We start from the raw sequence: 14,999 nt of genomic DNA, 5'->3' as shown, positions 1-14,999 counted from the left end.
TTCTGTAGATTTTAAAGCTTTCAATTGTCTAGGCTATAACATATTCGCTATACTATTTACAGTAAATAGTAGGAGTGCTAAATGCACGGAGTAATTGATAGAGAAGGTAGGAGCTTATGATGTATAAAATAGGTGTTGTTGGGCCAATTAAATCCGTGGAAAAAATTATCGAATTAGCACATGAAATTGATCAAGATATGACGTTTATTCCCTATATTTATAGTATCGCCACTGAAACGAAGGATATTGTAGAGAGCCATAATCAAGACGTGGATTTTTGGCTTTTTTCCGGATACATACCTTATAAAATTGCTAGTCAGACAAGTGTTTCACAGGATAAGCTAGCACATATTATTTTTTCGGAGGCAGCTATCTATAAAGGTTTTTTAGAGGAATCCTATAAAAGAAAAAAATTTATCGAGAATGTTAGTATTGATATTATTCCATCTCCTGCACAAATGGCCACAGAGGGATTAGCTGACATTGAACAAAATGTGAGGAACATGTATCTTAAGGAATTTGATGTCGCCATTGATCCGAAGGAATTATTTGATTTCCATTTCGGGCTTTGGCAAGAAGGAAAAATTGATTTTGCCATCACCTGTTATCCGTCAGTAGATGAGCAATTAAGAAGGATGGGGGTTCCATCATATTGGGTTTCTCCTACAAAAACAGAAATTTACCATACTGTGCAGTTGTTTACGGAAAAAATTAAAACATCCTATTATAAAGAAACACAGATTGGTGCTGTTATGCTGGAAATAAAGGATTTCGACTCTTTGAAGGAGCGAATGAAGCAGGGCTACCGTATTCAATATTTGGAATTACGCATAAAGGAAAATTTATTGCAATTATGCGAACGAATTGATGGCTCTTTAGTAGTGGAGGGAAATGGCAGATATACAATTTTCAGCACTAGGGGAGCGATTGAAGGTCAAATTCAGTTCATCACAGAGAAAATGTATCAGCTGTCCATTGAAATGGAGGGGAAGGTAACAGCAGGGATTGGCTTTGCGCAGACTGTATTTAACGCAGAATTACATGCACATAGGGGTTTACGTCAAACGAAAGCAAATGAATCTATTGATATTGTTATGGTACAGGACGATGGTACGATTATTGAATCCGTTGGGAATATAGAAGAGTTATCCTATTCCTATCGAGCGGAAGATCCAGATATACTTGAAAAATTGAAAAGAGGTAGTATTAGCATCAAAACCTATACGAAGATACAGGCTTTAGTCCAAAAAATGCGTTGGAAGCATTTTACAACAAAGGATTTAGCGACACAGCTTCAAATGAGTGAACGGAATGCTCAGCGTATTGTAGCTGATTTATGTAGTGTAGGTTTAGCAAAGATAGCCGGAGAGGAACTACAGCATACTCGAGGTAGACCCATCAAAATGTATCAGCTTGTTATGCATCGTCCTACGTATTAAATAAAGAATTATCCCAAACCATTTACGGTTTTGGGATATTTTTTTTGTTACATATATTTAAGGATTCAAGCGTGGTTTTTTAGATATCTTATATCCTTCTTTATGTTTTATCTAGTAGGAATTTTCAAAAAAAATATTGTCATTTCATAAAAATTTGATTATTATACGAATATATAACGAAATTGTCGTTATTTAAGGGGTTTTGATTTTATTAGATAGGGAGAGATGGATCAGTCAAAGTTGGTAGGTTGCAAAGGAAAGCGAAAGGATACAATGTGAATTTAGACGATCATCATTTTGCACAACTATTGCAGCAATAGAGCTACAAGATATGGGAGGGAATGTAATGACAATGAATTCGGTAACAAAAAAATCCAGAAATTTAATACTTGCACTTTTATTTTTAGGATGGTCGTTAGGAAATTTAGATCGATACATTATGAACTATGCGGTTGTATCCATTACAGGTGATTTGAGCTTAGATGCCTCCTCTACAGGAATCATTTTAAGCGCTTTCTTTTTAGGCTATGCCATTATGCAAATTCCTGGTGGATGGCTTGCCGATAAATTTGGCGCTAAGCGAGTTTTATTGATGGCTGTTATTATGTGGTCAATTTTTACAGGTTTGACCGCTGTTGCATGGTCATTAACGGCAATGATTGTTATTCGCTTTTTATTTGGTATTGGAGAGGGGGGCTTCCAGCCGGCAAGCTCTAAAATTATTGCAACAATTTTTCCGAAGGAGGAGAGAGGGAGAGCTATGTCCATTATGCTTACCTCTGGGGGAATTGTATCACTGATTGTACCATTACTAGCTGCTTATTTATTAGGAACAATTGGCTGGCGCATGATGTTCATCATTATCGGAGCAATAGGGGCCATTATTGCCTTGCTCTATTGGAAATATATTAAGCTACCACAAGAGCAAGCCGTTCAAGTAGAGAGGGATGAGAATGTTTCCCCGAAAGTGAATTTGAAGGAATTATTTAAAACACCACTAATGTGGAATTTAATTATTGCTTATTTTTGTATCTATGCTGTGAACTGGGGATTAGTTTCTTGGATTCCTACCTATTTACAAAAAAATCGAGGTCTTGATTTAATGTCAATTGGCTGGGCGCAAACAATCCCTGCCATCACAACAATTATAGGCGTTTATGGTAGCGGTTTTATCATTGATAAGTTACCACGAGGGATGGACAAAGTTTTAGGCTCCATTTCATGTGCAGTCATTGGCATTTTATTGTATTTAATGTTTACAGCAAAATCTGTATCACTATTTATCAGCTATCAAACGGTAGTTTCTATATTTATTGCCTTTGTTATTACCTTGCTCCCTGCCATTGTGCTAAAGAAATTGCCTTCATCCATTACAGGTTCAGCAATGGGCGTTGCCAATACAGGTGGGCAATTAGCAGGATTTGTAACTCCGATGGCAATTGGCTTTATGGTAGATGCCTTTAATGGGTCCTTTGATGCAGCCTTTTGGATGTTAATTGGATTTGCGGCAATCTGTATTATTTCACTGTTAACGTTAAATGATCAAAAGGGGAAGCTATTGAATTCATAGTTGAATCCAATTTAGGAGGTAAAAAAAGATGAATTTTCAAGAAAAAATTTCAATACTAGTCGAATCAAAAAGAGAGGCTAGTATTGAATTAAGTAATGCTATATGGGCAGTACCTGAGCTTCATTTTCAAGAAAAAAAATCGGTACAATTTATGAAAGAAGCCTTAGAGAGAGAGGGCTTTGCAACTGAGGTTGGGGTAGCAGGTCTTGAAACAGCACTAATGGGCACATTTGGTTCCGGGAAGCCTGTTATTGCTTTTCTCGGTGAATATGACGCTCTTCCTGGACTAAGTCAAAAAGGTGGTGTCACTTCTTACGAGCCACTAGAAGAGGGTGGTAGTGGTCATGGATGTGGCCACAATCTATTGGGAACAGGTGCATTTACTGCAGCTGTGGCTGTGAAAGATTACTTAGAACAACATAATCAATCAGCGACGATTCGTTTTTATGGCTGTCCCGCTGAGGAAAATGGTTCAGGTAAGGCATATATGGCGAAGGCAGGTCTTTTTGATGATGTTGATATTGCCATATCGTGGCACCCTGGAACATTTTCAACAGTCATGACTTGTAGCTCTCTCGCAAACTATGCAGCTACTTTTAAGTTTACTGGAAAAAGTGCACACGCAGCAGCGGCACCACATTTAGGAAGAAGTGCATTGGATGCTGTTGAACTTATGAATGTTGGGGTAAACTATTTACGTGAGCATATTATTCCAGAGGCACGCGTGCATTATGCCATTACAAATTCTGGAGGAACATCTCCAAATGTTGTACAGCCATATGCCGAGGTAACTTACTTAGTAAGAGCACCTAAAAAACAGCAAGTACAGGAGATTTATCAGCGTGTTGAAAATATTGCTAAAGGTGCCACATTTATGACTGGAACATCATTAGAAATAGAATTTGAAGGCGCTGCGTCAAATCTTATTCCAAATAAAACACTTTATGATGCAATGTATAAGCAATTACTTGAAATCGGTATGCCAACTTATACAATAGAAGATGAACAGCATGCACAAGCTATTTTTAAGACATTTTCACCTGACATTCAGGCCTCTGCTTTAATTGGCTTATCGAGAGAGGATACGATGTTGTTAAAAGATCAAGTGATTGCACAACATATTCCAGGTATTCTACCAGAATTTATTTTGGGCGGATCTACAGATGTTGGAGATGTTAGCTGGAATGTTCCAACTGTTCAATGTACAACGGTATGTATGGCATTGGGTACGCCACTTCATACGTGGCAGGTTGTATCACAGGGCGTTATGCCGATAGCACATAAGGGGATGTTGCAGGCTGCAAAAATTATGGCTTGCACCGCTATAGAGTGTATTCATAATCCAGCACTGATTGAGGAGGCTAAAAAGGAATGGGAGGAACGTTTGGATGGAAAGACTTATGCATCCCTAATTCCTGAAGGAACAAAGCCTCCAAAGCGTTAGAATAATCGGATAGAGCCTTCATAGGTGAACTATGAAGGCTCTGTTTTTTCAAATATGAGAGGAGTTAGATTATGGTAACCGAACATACAAATTCACAACAACATCTTGTCTCTGGCTGGGTCGAGGAGTTTCGCCCCTTTTCAAAAAATGGACAGTGCGCAAACTATATTCCAGCACTTGCCGAAAAAAATCCTCTCCAATTAGCTATTTCAATTGTTGGACCATCTAATAATGAAATGAAGGCAGGGGATACTACTGAACTATTTACCCTCCAAAGTGTGTCAAAGGTAGTTACATTTATTTTAGCGTGTATGGATCGAGGATTACCCTATGTTTTAGAACGAGTAGATGTTGAACCAACAGGTGATACCTTCAACTCTATTATTCGCCTAGAAAGCCATCGCCCAGGGAAGCCTTTTAATCCCATGATTAATGCGGGTGCTATAACAGTATCCTCTATGCTTTCTGGAATTTCACCACAGGAGAAGATAGAGAAAATTCTCTATTTTTTAGAGCAAATGGTTGGTAAAAAATTGAAGGTGAATGAAGAGGTTTTTCAATCTGAATGGCAAACAGCTAATCGAAATCGATCTTTAGCGTATTATTTAATGGATTCTGGTTTTTTAGATTGCCCCGTAGAGGAGGCATTGGAGGTATATTTAAAACAATGTGCTATAGAAGTCAATGTATCTGATTTAGCGATGATTGGATTAGTAATTGCCAATGATGGCTATCATCCCCAATTAAAAACACAGCTTTTCCCAAAACAGGTCGCGAAATTAGCGAAGGCCTTGATGGTTACTTGCGGTATGTATAATGCGTCTGGAAAATTTGCTGCATTTATCGGGCTACCTGCTAAAAGCGGTGTTTCTGGTGCAATTCTGGCGGCTGTGCCTAGTCACGCAAGCTTAAATTCGCCATTTCCTGATGGCTGTGGTATTGGAATCTATGGACCAGCGATTGATTCAATCGGCAATAGTGTGGCAGGAGTAAAGCTATTAAAGCATCTTGCAACTGAATGGGATATGAATATATTTTAAAGCCATTAATTGACGTGATTTTAGTATAGTGAAAAGCTTCACTTTTTTAAAGAAGCCCTGGATAGGTTCACTTTTGTAAACTATCCAGGGCAATTCATCTTAGCCTATTGGTTTAGTCCTTTTCATTTTATAAATAAATGTGAGTAGTATAAACCAAATAGGTGTTAGCAGTAAGGCTGTACGTGTGGCCTCAGAGATAAACATGACTACTAATAAAAATGCGAAGAAGGCAAGCACTAAGTAATTAACGAATGGCGTAAAAGGTGCCTTGAAACTAGATGCTTCATGTAGTGCCCGTTTCTTTCGTTTATAGATGATATGGGAGATTAATATAATACTCCATACCCAGATAAAACAAATAGCACTAATGGTTGTTACAACACTAAAGGCGTTTTCTGGCATTAATTTACTTAATAAGGCGCCAATCGATACCACAATTGCCGACACGATAAGCGCGTTACTTGGTACACTGTTTTTATTAAGCTTGGCAAAGGATGCTGAAGCTTGTTTATTGCTGCCTAGATTATAAAGCATGCGACTTGTAGAGAATAAACCACTATTTCCTGCAGAAGCGGCAGATGTGAGAACAACAAAATTAATAATCCCAGCTGCGATTGGGATTCCTGCTAAAGTGAATACTTGTACAAATGGACTGCTTGTAGCAGACATTTCATACCAAGGGTTAATACATAGGATGACAAATAATGCCCCTACATAAAATAGTAAAATACGTAATGGTATTTTGTTAATGGCTGAAGGAATATTTTTTTTAGGATCAGCTGTTTCTGCTGCCGACACACCGACTAATTCAACACCAACAAAAGCGAAAACCACCATTTGGAATGCCATCAAGAAACCGTTAACACCATTCGGGAACATTCCACCGTGTGCCCAAAGATTTTCCACTGACACAGTTCCTGAGCTTGTTTGAAAGCCTGTAAATAGCATGATGAGCCCAATAATTATGAGTGCAACAATCGTGATGACTTTGATGAGGGCAAACCAAAACTCTAATTCCCCGAATAATTTTACTGTTAATAAATTTAAGATTAATAGTAGAACTAAGCAACCTATCGCTGGTATCCATTGAGGTATATCAAACCAATATTTCGTATATACACCGACAGCAATAATGTCTGCCATAGCTGTCATAATCCAGCAAAACCAATACGTCCAGCCTGTGACAAAGCCTGCCCAGGGTCCTATATATTCTGTTGCAAAGTCAGTAAATGATGTATAACCAGCTTTTGATAATAATAGTTCACCTAATGCGCGCATCACAAAAAATAGAGCAATGCCGACAATTAAATAGGCAAAGATAATGGCAGGCCCAGCGAGTGCTATGGCTTTCCCAGATCCTAAAAATAAACCTGTACCGATTGTCCCTCCAATGGCAATAAGCTGCACATGGCGATTCTTTAAATCTCGTTTTAATTGCTGTTGTTCCACGTTAATCCCCCTCAATGATGTACAAAATATGACTGGAAAATAAAAAAAGACTAGTCATGACACTAGTCTCGTAAACGTCAGAATAACAAATACCATTTATGGATGTTGACGATAAAGTAAACATTCGGTTGGTATATCTTTCATGATGAAAGTTGATATTACTCCTCTGTCCTTTTGCCTGAGATAGTGAACCCTTCGGCGACGCAAGCTGCGCTCTCTCCAGAACTGCTCCTGCTATAGTTTAATCCATAGCATTCATAGCTTATATTGTCGTGATGACATTATTTTAAGATATTATACATCCTATCAATGGTTGCATCATTATTCAAGAACAAATTTTAGCTATTTTCAGAAAAATAGAAGAATGCGATTTAGATAGAGAAATAAATTATAGAAAATAGTATTTTTAGGTCATACAATTGTTTTCTTAACTTTGAAAGGATACTATGTGAGTGTATTAATAGTAAGTACATTGGAAATTCGAATGCTCGAAATAGAGAGGAGAGTGAACGATTGGAGGGGAAGAGCGGTCAAAAAAATGAGGAGAGTGATCAAATGAAGAATTCAAATGTTCAACAAAAAGGTAAAAACGTCCAATGATATGGTGCATTAATAATCTATTCATGAGGTGAGTAAATGGAACGAATAAAGAAGGCTGCAGAGATATTGGCGAGGGAAGGAGGGTACAAACAGGTTAAACATATGCTGTTAGATGTGCTAGCTGAAGAAAAAAATGTTATAATCCTCCATAATTTAGCCGATTTATTGAAGGAAAATGAAGATTATGAAGAAGCGTTATACTATGCCAAACAGGCTGTTGCTATGGAGCCTAAAACTTATTATCCGTATGCATTACTTGGCGAATTGTTGATGCGACTTGTGAACTATGAAAGTGCACAGCCATGGCTAGAGCAGGCCTACACTTTATTTGAGTCCCCTGTTGTCGCTCATAATTTAGCATGTATTTATAAACAGCAACACAAGTTTAACGAAGCGGCTACATATTTTATCCAATCCTACAAATCAGAGGATTACGGGCTAATGAGGGCTGTTGAATGTTTTGTTTTGGCTGGAGATACTGATAGTGCTTATAAATGGATTGATGTTATTAAGCGTGATCAGGAACGCTTTATTGGAGAAGTCGAGCTAGGGGAGTTATATACAAGCTTGGGTAACTATCAAGAGGCCGCGGAATGGTATGCTAAAGGTTATCAGCATTACGCACATACAGCTTATTGGATTTCAAATTATTTATGGGTCCTCCATCAGCTTGGACATGAAAAGCAAGTAAAAGATATTCGCGCTATTTTTCTGGAAACATTAACAACAGAATTAATGGAATTACCAGAGGATGCGGAGGAATATGAAATGACAAGCGAGGAAATGAAGGAAGAGGAGCAGAGATTGCTAGCGGATATGGAGCGTGTGAGAAATGCTCATTTGCAGGTTAGCATCTCGAATGATGATGAGCTGTATATTGCATCTCGTTGCTTTACCTTTTTCTGCCCCATGCATGATCAAAGTTGTGGTGAGCAAGAAATAGGTGAGTAATTGTATGTAATGGATATAATATAGTAGAAACTCTGAATTTTTTGCAAAAAGGAAACCATCTCATAGTCATTTGGGATGGTTTCTTTTTGTCGAAACGACGCAGCGTAGTTAAATATATTTAAATCGACTTCTCGATTGAGAAAGAACGCGGTCCTCGCGCCTTAACGATTCTACTACATGCTTATTTTTTTGATTTTATTTTACCTGTCCAAGTACGGAAGCCGCCTTGAAGCTGGTAAATTTGGTTGTAGCCACGCTTTTTAAGAAACAATGCAGCACGTGAGCTACGGCCTGTATTTTGACAGTATAAATACACTGGTAAATCTGGGCGAATTTCTTTATAACGTTGACGTAGTGTAGTTGAAGGAACATTGCGAGCACCAAGGATATGACCAGCATCAAATTCTTTCTGCTCTCGTACATCAATAAGCTGAGCTTTACGATAGCCTTCAATAAATTGTTCTTGTGTTAGGTTTGTCACTGCTTTTTTTAGTCGCATTGCATTTATTCCGATATATGCAATTAGGACTACTAAAACAACACCGATTGTGATAAGTATGTCCAAGATTTTCTTACCCCTTTCTATCTTCTTTATTATTATAAAAGATGCGCTAGCGATAGTCCATTGACTTTGATAAAATTAACTAGATTGTGGCTAGAATTAAGATAACTATATGCAATGGTTTACGTGGATGGTAGTTCATCAAAGCTACAGAAGTAGATGAGTGTCACTATTTATGATAATTCGACATTGAATATTATGACATATATTGACGCCCTTTCAAGATAAATTAAATAGTTGTGGGAGATGAAAATATGACAACTTGGTATTTTCTAAATTCAGGGAAATGTAGTCCTTCTTTTAATATGGCATTAGATGAGGCATTGCTTGATTGGCATAGTGAAGGATTGATTCCACCCGTTATTCGTTTTTATGAGTGGGAGCCAGCTACGCTTTCCATTGGTTATTTTCAACAAGCAAAGCGAGATATTAATATAGAGGCAGTGCAGCAGCAAGGACTTGGTTTTGTTCGTCGTCCAACAGGGGGTAGAGCCGTTTTACATGAGCATGAGTTGACATATAGCGTCATTGTAACTGAAAGCTATCCAAATATGCCAGAGTCAGTGACAGAGGCCTATCGAGTGTTAAGTGAAGGTATACTACAAGGCTTTCATAATCTCGGGATGGATGCATATTTTAGCGTGCCGGATACAGAGGAAAAAAAGGCAGATTTAAAAAAGCCGAAAAGTGCAGTTTGTTTTGATGCCCCAAGCTGGTATGAACTTGTCGTAGAGGGGAAAAAAATTGCTGGTAGTGCACAAACACGTCAAAAGGGTGTTATTTTACAGCACGGAGCCATTTTACTAGATTTAGATCAGGAAAAATTATTATCCGTTTTTAATTTTTCAAGTGAAGAAGCGAAGGCTCGTATGCGTAGAAAGCTACCAGAGAAGGCCGTTGCTATTAATAGTCTTGTCAAAGAACCTGTTACAATTGAACAATGTGTGACAGCTTTTCGAGATGGCTTTGCAAAATCGTTGCAAATTGATTTAAAACCATTTACACTTTCTGAGGAGCAATTAGAATATGTCCATGCACTAGAAGAAAAAAAATATGCATGTGACGATTGGAACTTCAAAAAGTAAAAAATGGTATAAGAAAAATATTTTTTTATCGTTCAAACCTTGTGATGACAAGCAGTTCTGATTCTATTCCAAATTGCAAGAGTTGAATTAAAAAACTATATATAGTATCTTTTTTTAAGACATATACACAATATGTAGTGTTTAACAACACATGATATTGTGTATTTATTGTGTGTAAGGCAGAAAATAAGGGAGGCAAAACGATGGTACTCACAAATCATCAACCCGAAGTAAACAAACAAATTGAACAGTTAAACAAAGATATTGAGCTATTTCCACAGGTTCACCCTGTAACACCTGATATGCATATTACGCATAAGGGTGTATCAAGGCTTGTCATGATCGATCGCTACTCGTTTAAGGATACGGAAAAGAAAACGCTAAAAGCTGGAGATTTTGTCGTTTTAACAGTGAAGGCAGATCCAAAATTCCCTGCCCGTGGTTTAGGGACAATTCAGAAGTTGGACATGTCTGCAAAAACAGCAGATATTTTGATTGAGGAAGACTACCGTAGCGCTTTAGATAATCCAAAAGAGCAAGAAACAGGTGTGATTACGCGTTCAATTGACGTGTTAGAAAAGCCTCTTGAAATTTTTTATGAACAAATCGCAAAACGCAATGCCACAGGGCTTGCTGCTGTTGAAAAAACACCAGAGAAACGCCAAGAATGGTTTGAGAAGTTTTATGATCAGTTGGTATCATTAAAATTCATTCCAGCTGGACGAGTTATTTACGGAGCAGGGTCTGAAACAGATGTAACCTTCTTCAACTGTTACGTAATGCCATTTGTAGCTGATTCACGTGAAGGAATAAGTGATCACCGTAAGCAAGTAATGGAAATTATGAGCCGCGGCGGTGGTGTAGGGACAAATGGTTCGACATTACGTCCACGTAACACGTTAGCACGTGGTGTAAATGGTAAATCATCTGGTTCTGTCTCATGGTTAGATGATATTGCGAAGCTGACTCATCTTGTCGAACAAGGTGGATCCCGTTAACCGATAACGGCGGGATTAAAATCTCGTGAATTGCTGGAACACCCTTAGAGCTTTTCTTGCTACAACGTAAGCTGCGAAGCTAAGCGTGAATGCTTGAAAAAAGAAAAGATTGGGCAATCAGCAGCGAAGCATCTATGGAAACGTAGATGAACGTTCAACGACTATTGAACCTTCCTAAACTTTTGGACCACATCGGAGGTGGAAGCATGGAAGAAGTAAATCGTATTGTACGGAGACGTCCTTATGAGGCGCGAGACAAGGAACGATTGATTAAAAGAATTATTGAGTTGCATGAAAATGGTATGAGCCAAGTGGATATTGCAAAAACACTTAACATAGGAAGAGGAACAATCCTTAGATGGAACAAAGAATTAGGGCTTTTTAAAGCGAGAAAGCCTGGTCAAGCGGGAAAGCTGAAAAATAAGAAGTATCATTACGATGAAAACTACTTTAAAAATATTGATACAGCAAATAAGGCTTATTTAGTAGGTTATATTACAGGTGATGGCACTATATATGACCGTGGTAAATCGAAACGTCTTATTTTATCACTTGCTGAGCAAGACCGGCAATTGCTTGAAGATATCGCAAAAGAATTGTCTATGCAAGAAGCGATTAAATTTCGTAAACAACATGCACCAAATGAACAAAACAAATACTCTTTAATAATTAATTCAACAGAAATGTGCAATGATTTAATGAGGTTGGGAATTAAACCTCGAAAAACAGGCTTTGAAAGTTGGATTGATTTTAAAAATGAGGATTTACAATGGACCTATTTAAGAGGTTTTTTTGATGCAGATGGCCATTTTTCCAAGCGTGGGAGAATAGGTTTTACGGGTAATCGCGAAATGCTTTTATCATTACTTCAATTTTTGCATAATCAACAACTGGCTTTAACGGTCCATAAAGTTTACCCAAAACAAGGATGCGTTGACTTATTTATTAATCGAAAAGATGACGTGTTAAAGATTATTCATAAGTTATACAAACATGGTTCCATACAACTCAATAGAAAATATGAAAAAATCAAATCCTTCTTTGATGATATAGTCTGATCTTATGTGAAAGCATAAGAATGTGGCAGAAATGACCACATCGTAAAAGTATCTTAAAATACTTTTTTGTAACAAAAAGCGTGGGGCACAAATGATTATGCTGGCAGATTGGCATCCTGATATCGTGGAATTTATTATTTCAAAAATGCAAAATCCACGTATCTTGAGATACCTAATCGAAAATACAACGGATGAAACAATCATTCGACTAGCAAAAGAAAAATTAAACTTTAAGCCTCTTTCTTTCCAAGAAGAAGCTATGTACCAAGGTATTGTCAACTATAAAAGTATCGAGGGATTAGGCGGTTTTGACACAGCAATTATCCGTGAAGCGGAAAATAAATTGCGTGATGGTGGTACGTATACAGTTCATAATCCAGAATTCTTAACAGGTGCAAATATTTCTGTTACATTAACAAAAGAATTTATGGAAGCTGTTGAAAAAGATGCTGACTTCGAGCTTCGTTTCCCAGCAGTTGAAGAATATTCGAAAGAAGATATGAACGTTTATAACACGGAATGGCATAAAGTTGGTGATGTTCGTGAATGGGAGAAAATGGGCTATAAAGTACGCACATACCGCACAATTAAAGCAAAAGAATTGTGGAATTTAATTAATGTATGTGCAACATACTCTGCAGAGCCAGGTATTTTCTTCATCGACAACGCAAATGATATGACGAATGCGAAGGCATATGGTCAAAGTGTTGTAGCGACAAACCCGTGTGGTGGACTTCGCCTCACGTTAAAAATTGCGGGATAAAGCGGGAAGGCTGAGATGCTAATCCGAACCGAAGGCTATTGGTAAAACTTTAGTCAGGGGCAACGCATACCTGGTGATCCTACTTTGTAGACTATAATCCGGGCACGAGACCGCAACATTACACTATAAAAAACTGCAACCCCCTTTAATCAAATAAAATCAACTCTCCAACCATTAATCGAAAGCATCTATCAAGAATTTGGAGTTAAAGATTTTAGAGTAATTTCGAAATCAATCTTTGGGGAAGATAGAGGAAAAAAAGAACTACTTAGGTTTATGAAAAAAGTGTGTAATGAAAATGTATGCTGAACTTACAGGAAGTGAACTGTAAGAGCTAGAGGATAAAAAGCCTTTAGGATAACAATAATTGGAACAACCACTTGCACCATATTCTGTGTGTAACTTGGCGGCTGTGAATTTAGCGCAGTTTGCGAATAAAGAAAATCAAACTGTGGATTATGAAGCACTACGTGAAACAGTTCGTGTAGGCGTTCGTATGCAGGATAATGTTATTGATGCCACACCTTACTTCTTAGAGGAAAACCGTGTACAAGCTCTTGGTGAGCGACGTGTAGGTTTAGGAGTTATGGGCTTAGCTGATTTACTTATTTATTGTGAGAAGGAATACGGTTCAGAAGCAGGTAATGAGCTAGTAGATGAAATCTTTAAAACAATTGCTGAAACGGCATATGAGGCTTCTACAGAGCTTGCTAAAGAACGTGGTAGCTTCCCATTCTTAGTAGGTGGTTCAGACGAAGAAACAGCTCGTTTACGTAAAGCCTTCACAGAGACAGGCTTTATGCAGAAAATGCCTGCTCATATAAAGGAGCAAATCTTAGCGACTGGTATTCGTAACTCACATTTATTAACAGTTGCGCCAACTGGTTCAACAGGAACAATGGTAGGGGTAGCAACAGGTCTTGAGCCATACTTCTCATTCACTTACTACCGTTCTGGTCGTCTAGGTAAATTCATTGAAGTAAAAGCTGAAATTGTTCAGGAATATTTAGATTGTCACCCAGAAGTAAACGAGCAAGAGCTTCCTGAATGGTTTGTCACAGCGATGGAGCTAAAACCAGAAGCGCATGCTGATGTACAATGTATTATTCAAAAATGGATTGATTCATCCATCTCTAAAACAGTAAACGCACCAAAAGGCTATACAGTACAGCAAGTAGAAAAAGTATATGAGCGTCTATATAAAGGTGGCGCTAAAGGTGGTACGGTCTATGTGGATGGTAGCCGTGATTCACAAGTGCTTACACTAAAAGCTGAAGAGAATGATATGGATCAGCTATCATTCGAGGAAGAATTGGTAGAAGAACATACAAAACGTCCAGTCGTATTAGTAGATACAATCCAAGCGTTAGAATCTACAACGGTTATCGGCTCAGACGTAGGGAATACATGTCCAGTATGCCGTAAAGGAACAGTCGAAGAAATGGGTGGCTGTAATACATGTACAAACTGTGGTGCACAGTTAAAATGCGGTCTGTAAAATAATAAAAATGGTAATCTTGATGGTTTGAAATAAAGTTATACTATTTGTAAAAAAGTTGTACCGTTTTTAATAAAGTTGTATCGATTTTCACCCCTTTAGAAGTGATTTCTAAAGGGGTGTTTTAACTTCTTTCAGCAGAAGTCTCCCACCTCTAAAGATAGTGAGATAAATACGAATTTAAGCTACTTTTTAAAGGGTGTCCAAAACCTGCTGAAATAGCGGAACTCAATTTAAGAACGCCAAGCCTGTTGCAACGAACGCAATTACGTCATTATAAAATTGATATATTCCAATACAACAAACCACTTGAAAAAAATGGGGTTTTGTTAGTGATATATATACAAAAGCAACTAAATCATCGAAATCAAAACATTTGAGAAAACTTTGAGAATGGAATTATCTGTTGAAACAATTAAAAAATTGTTTTGCCAATAAAAAGAAATAAAATAATTGATATGGCTAGTCTAGGGAATTATTAAAATAATACACCAGATAGCCTTTTTGTTTTTTAATCTAAAATATGATGGTTAATTACAGTT

Annotated in this window: 9 protein-coding genes, 3 pseudogenes and 1 riboswitch; of the genes and pseudogenes, 10 read left to right on the top strand and 2 right to left on the bottom strand. The window is 37.7% G+C overall.

Going from position 1 to position 14,999, the window contains the following annotated elements:
* Nucleotides 1-116 precede the first annotated feature (116 nt).
* From QNH24_RS16545 to QNH24_RS16530, 4 genes are all read left to right on the top strand, one after another.
* Nucleotides 117-1,439 (top strand): hypothetical protein, encoded by a 1,323-nt coding sequence (locus QNH24_RS16545; RefSeq protein WP_283868646.1) that lies wholly within the window; start codon nucleotides 117-119, stop codon nucleotides 1,437-1,439.
* A gap of 346 nt (nucleotides 1,440-1,785) precedes the next feature.
* The gene (locus QNH24_RS16540; protein ID WP_283868645.1) at nucleotides 1,786-3,009 is read left to right on the top strand and encodes an MFS transporter; all 1,224 of its coding nucleotides are present in this window, start codon (nucleotides 1,786-1,788) and stop codon (nucleotides 3,007-3,009) included.
* 28 nt (nucleotides 3,010-3,037) lie between these two features.
* On the top strand, nucleotides 3,038-4,453 hold the full coding sequence (locus QNH24_RS16535) for a M20 family metallopeptidase (RefSeq protein ID WP_283868644.1): 1,416 nt from the start codon (nucleotides 3,038-3,040) through the stop codon (nucleotides 4,451-4,453).
* Nucleotides 4,454-4,524: 71 nt separating this feature from the next.
* Nucleotides 4,525-5,493, top strand: a complete 969-nt coding sequence (locus QNH24_RS16530) for a glutaminase (RefSeq protein WP_283868643.1) — start codon at nucleotides 4,525-4,527, stop codon at nucleotides 5,491-5,493.
* A 99-nt stretch (nucleotides 5,494-5,592) separates the two neighbouring features.
* Here the strand turns inward: QNH24_RS16530 and QNH24_RS16525 are convergent, their stop codons facing one another.
* A complete protein-coding gene (locus QNH24_RS16525; protein ID WP_283868642.1) occupies nucleotides 5,593-6,942 on the bottom strand; it encodes an amino acid permease in 1,350 nt (449 codons plus the stop codon).
* 156 nt (nucleotides 6,943-7,098) lie between these two features.
* A riboswitch (glycine riboswitch) is annotated at nucleotides 7,099-7,175 on the bottom strand.
* 403 nt (nucleotides 7,176-7,578) lie between these two features.
* Here QNH24_RS16525 and QNH24_RS16520 point away from each other — a divergent pair.
* Nucleotides 7,579-8,493 carry a tetratricopeptide repeat protein gene (locus QNH24_RS16520; protein ID WP_283868641.1) on the top strand — a complete coding sequence of 305 codons (915 nt, stop codon included), beginning with the start codon at nucleotides 7,579-7,581 and terminating at the stop codon, nucleotides 8,491-8,493.
* A 181-nt stretch (nucleotides 8,494-8,674) separates the two neighbouring features.
* On the opposite strand, the gene QNH24_RS16515 is transcribed toward QNH24_RS16520, so the two are convergent.
* Complete coding sequence (locus tag QNH24_RS16515) at nucleotides 8,675-9,058, bottom strand: rhodanese-like domain-containing protein (protein ID WP_283868640.1); 384 nt, start codon at nucleotides 9,056-9,058, stop codon at nucleotides 8,675-8,677.
* A gap of 251 nt (nucleotides 9,059-9,309) precedes the next feature.
* Between QNH24_RS16515 and QNH24_RS16510 the strand changes: the two genes are divergently transcribed.
* From QNH24_RS16510 to QNH24_RS16490, 5 genes and pseudogenes are all read left to right on the top strand, one after another.
* The gene (locus QNH24_RS16510) at nucleotides 9,310-10,140 is read left to right on the top strand and encodes a lipoate--protein ligase family protein (RefSeq protein WP_283868639.1); all 831 of its coding nucleotides are present in this window, start codon (nucleotides 9,310-9,312) and stop codon (nucleotides 10,138-10,140) included.
* A gap of 203 nt (nucleotides 10,141-10,343) precedes the next feature.
* Nucleotides 10,344-11,135: pseudogene (locus QNH24_RS16505) on the top strand (ribonucleotide reductase N-terminal alpha domain-containing protein); the annotation flags it as partial.
* 209 nt (nucleotides 11,136-11,344) lie between these two features.
* A complete protein-coding gene (locus QNH24_RS16500; protein ID WP_283868638.1) occupies nucleotides 11,345-12,196 on the top strand; it encodes an LAGLIDADG family homing endonuclease in 852 nt (283 codons plus the stop codon).
* Nucleotides 12,197-12,272: 76 nt separating this feature from the next.
* Nucleotides 12,273-12,926: pseudogene (locus QNH24_RS16495) on the top strand (vitamin B12-dependent ribonucleotide reductase); the annotation flags it as partial.
* Between the two features lie 403 nt (nucleotides 12,927-13,329).
* A pseudogene (locus QNH24_RS16490) lies at nucleotides 13,330-14,457 on the top strand (hypothetical protein); the annotation flags it as partial.
* Nucleotides 14,458-14,999: the final 542 nt, after the last annotated feature.

Origin of the sequence: Lysinibacillus pakistanensis, from assembly GCF_030123245.1 — a bacterium.
Taxonomy (GTDB): domain Bacteria; phylum Bacillota; class Bacilli; order Bacillales_A; family Planococcaceae; genus Lysinibacillus; species Lysinibacillus pakistanensis.
This window is presented reverse-complemented; position numbering and strand designations above follow the sequence as displayed.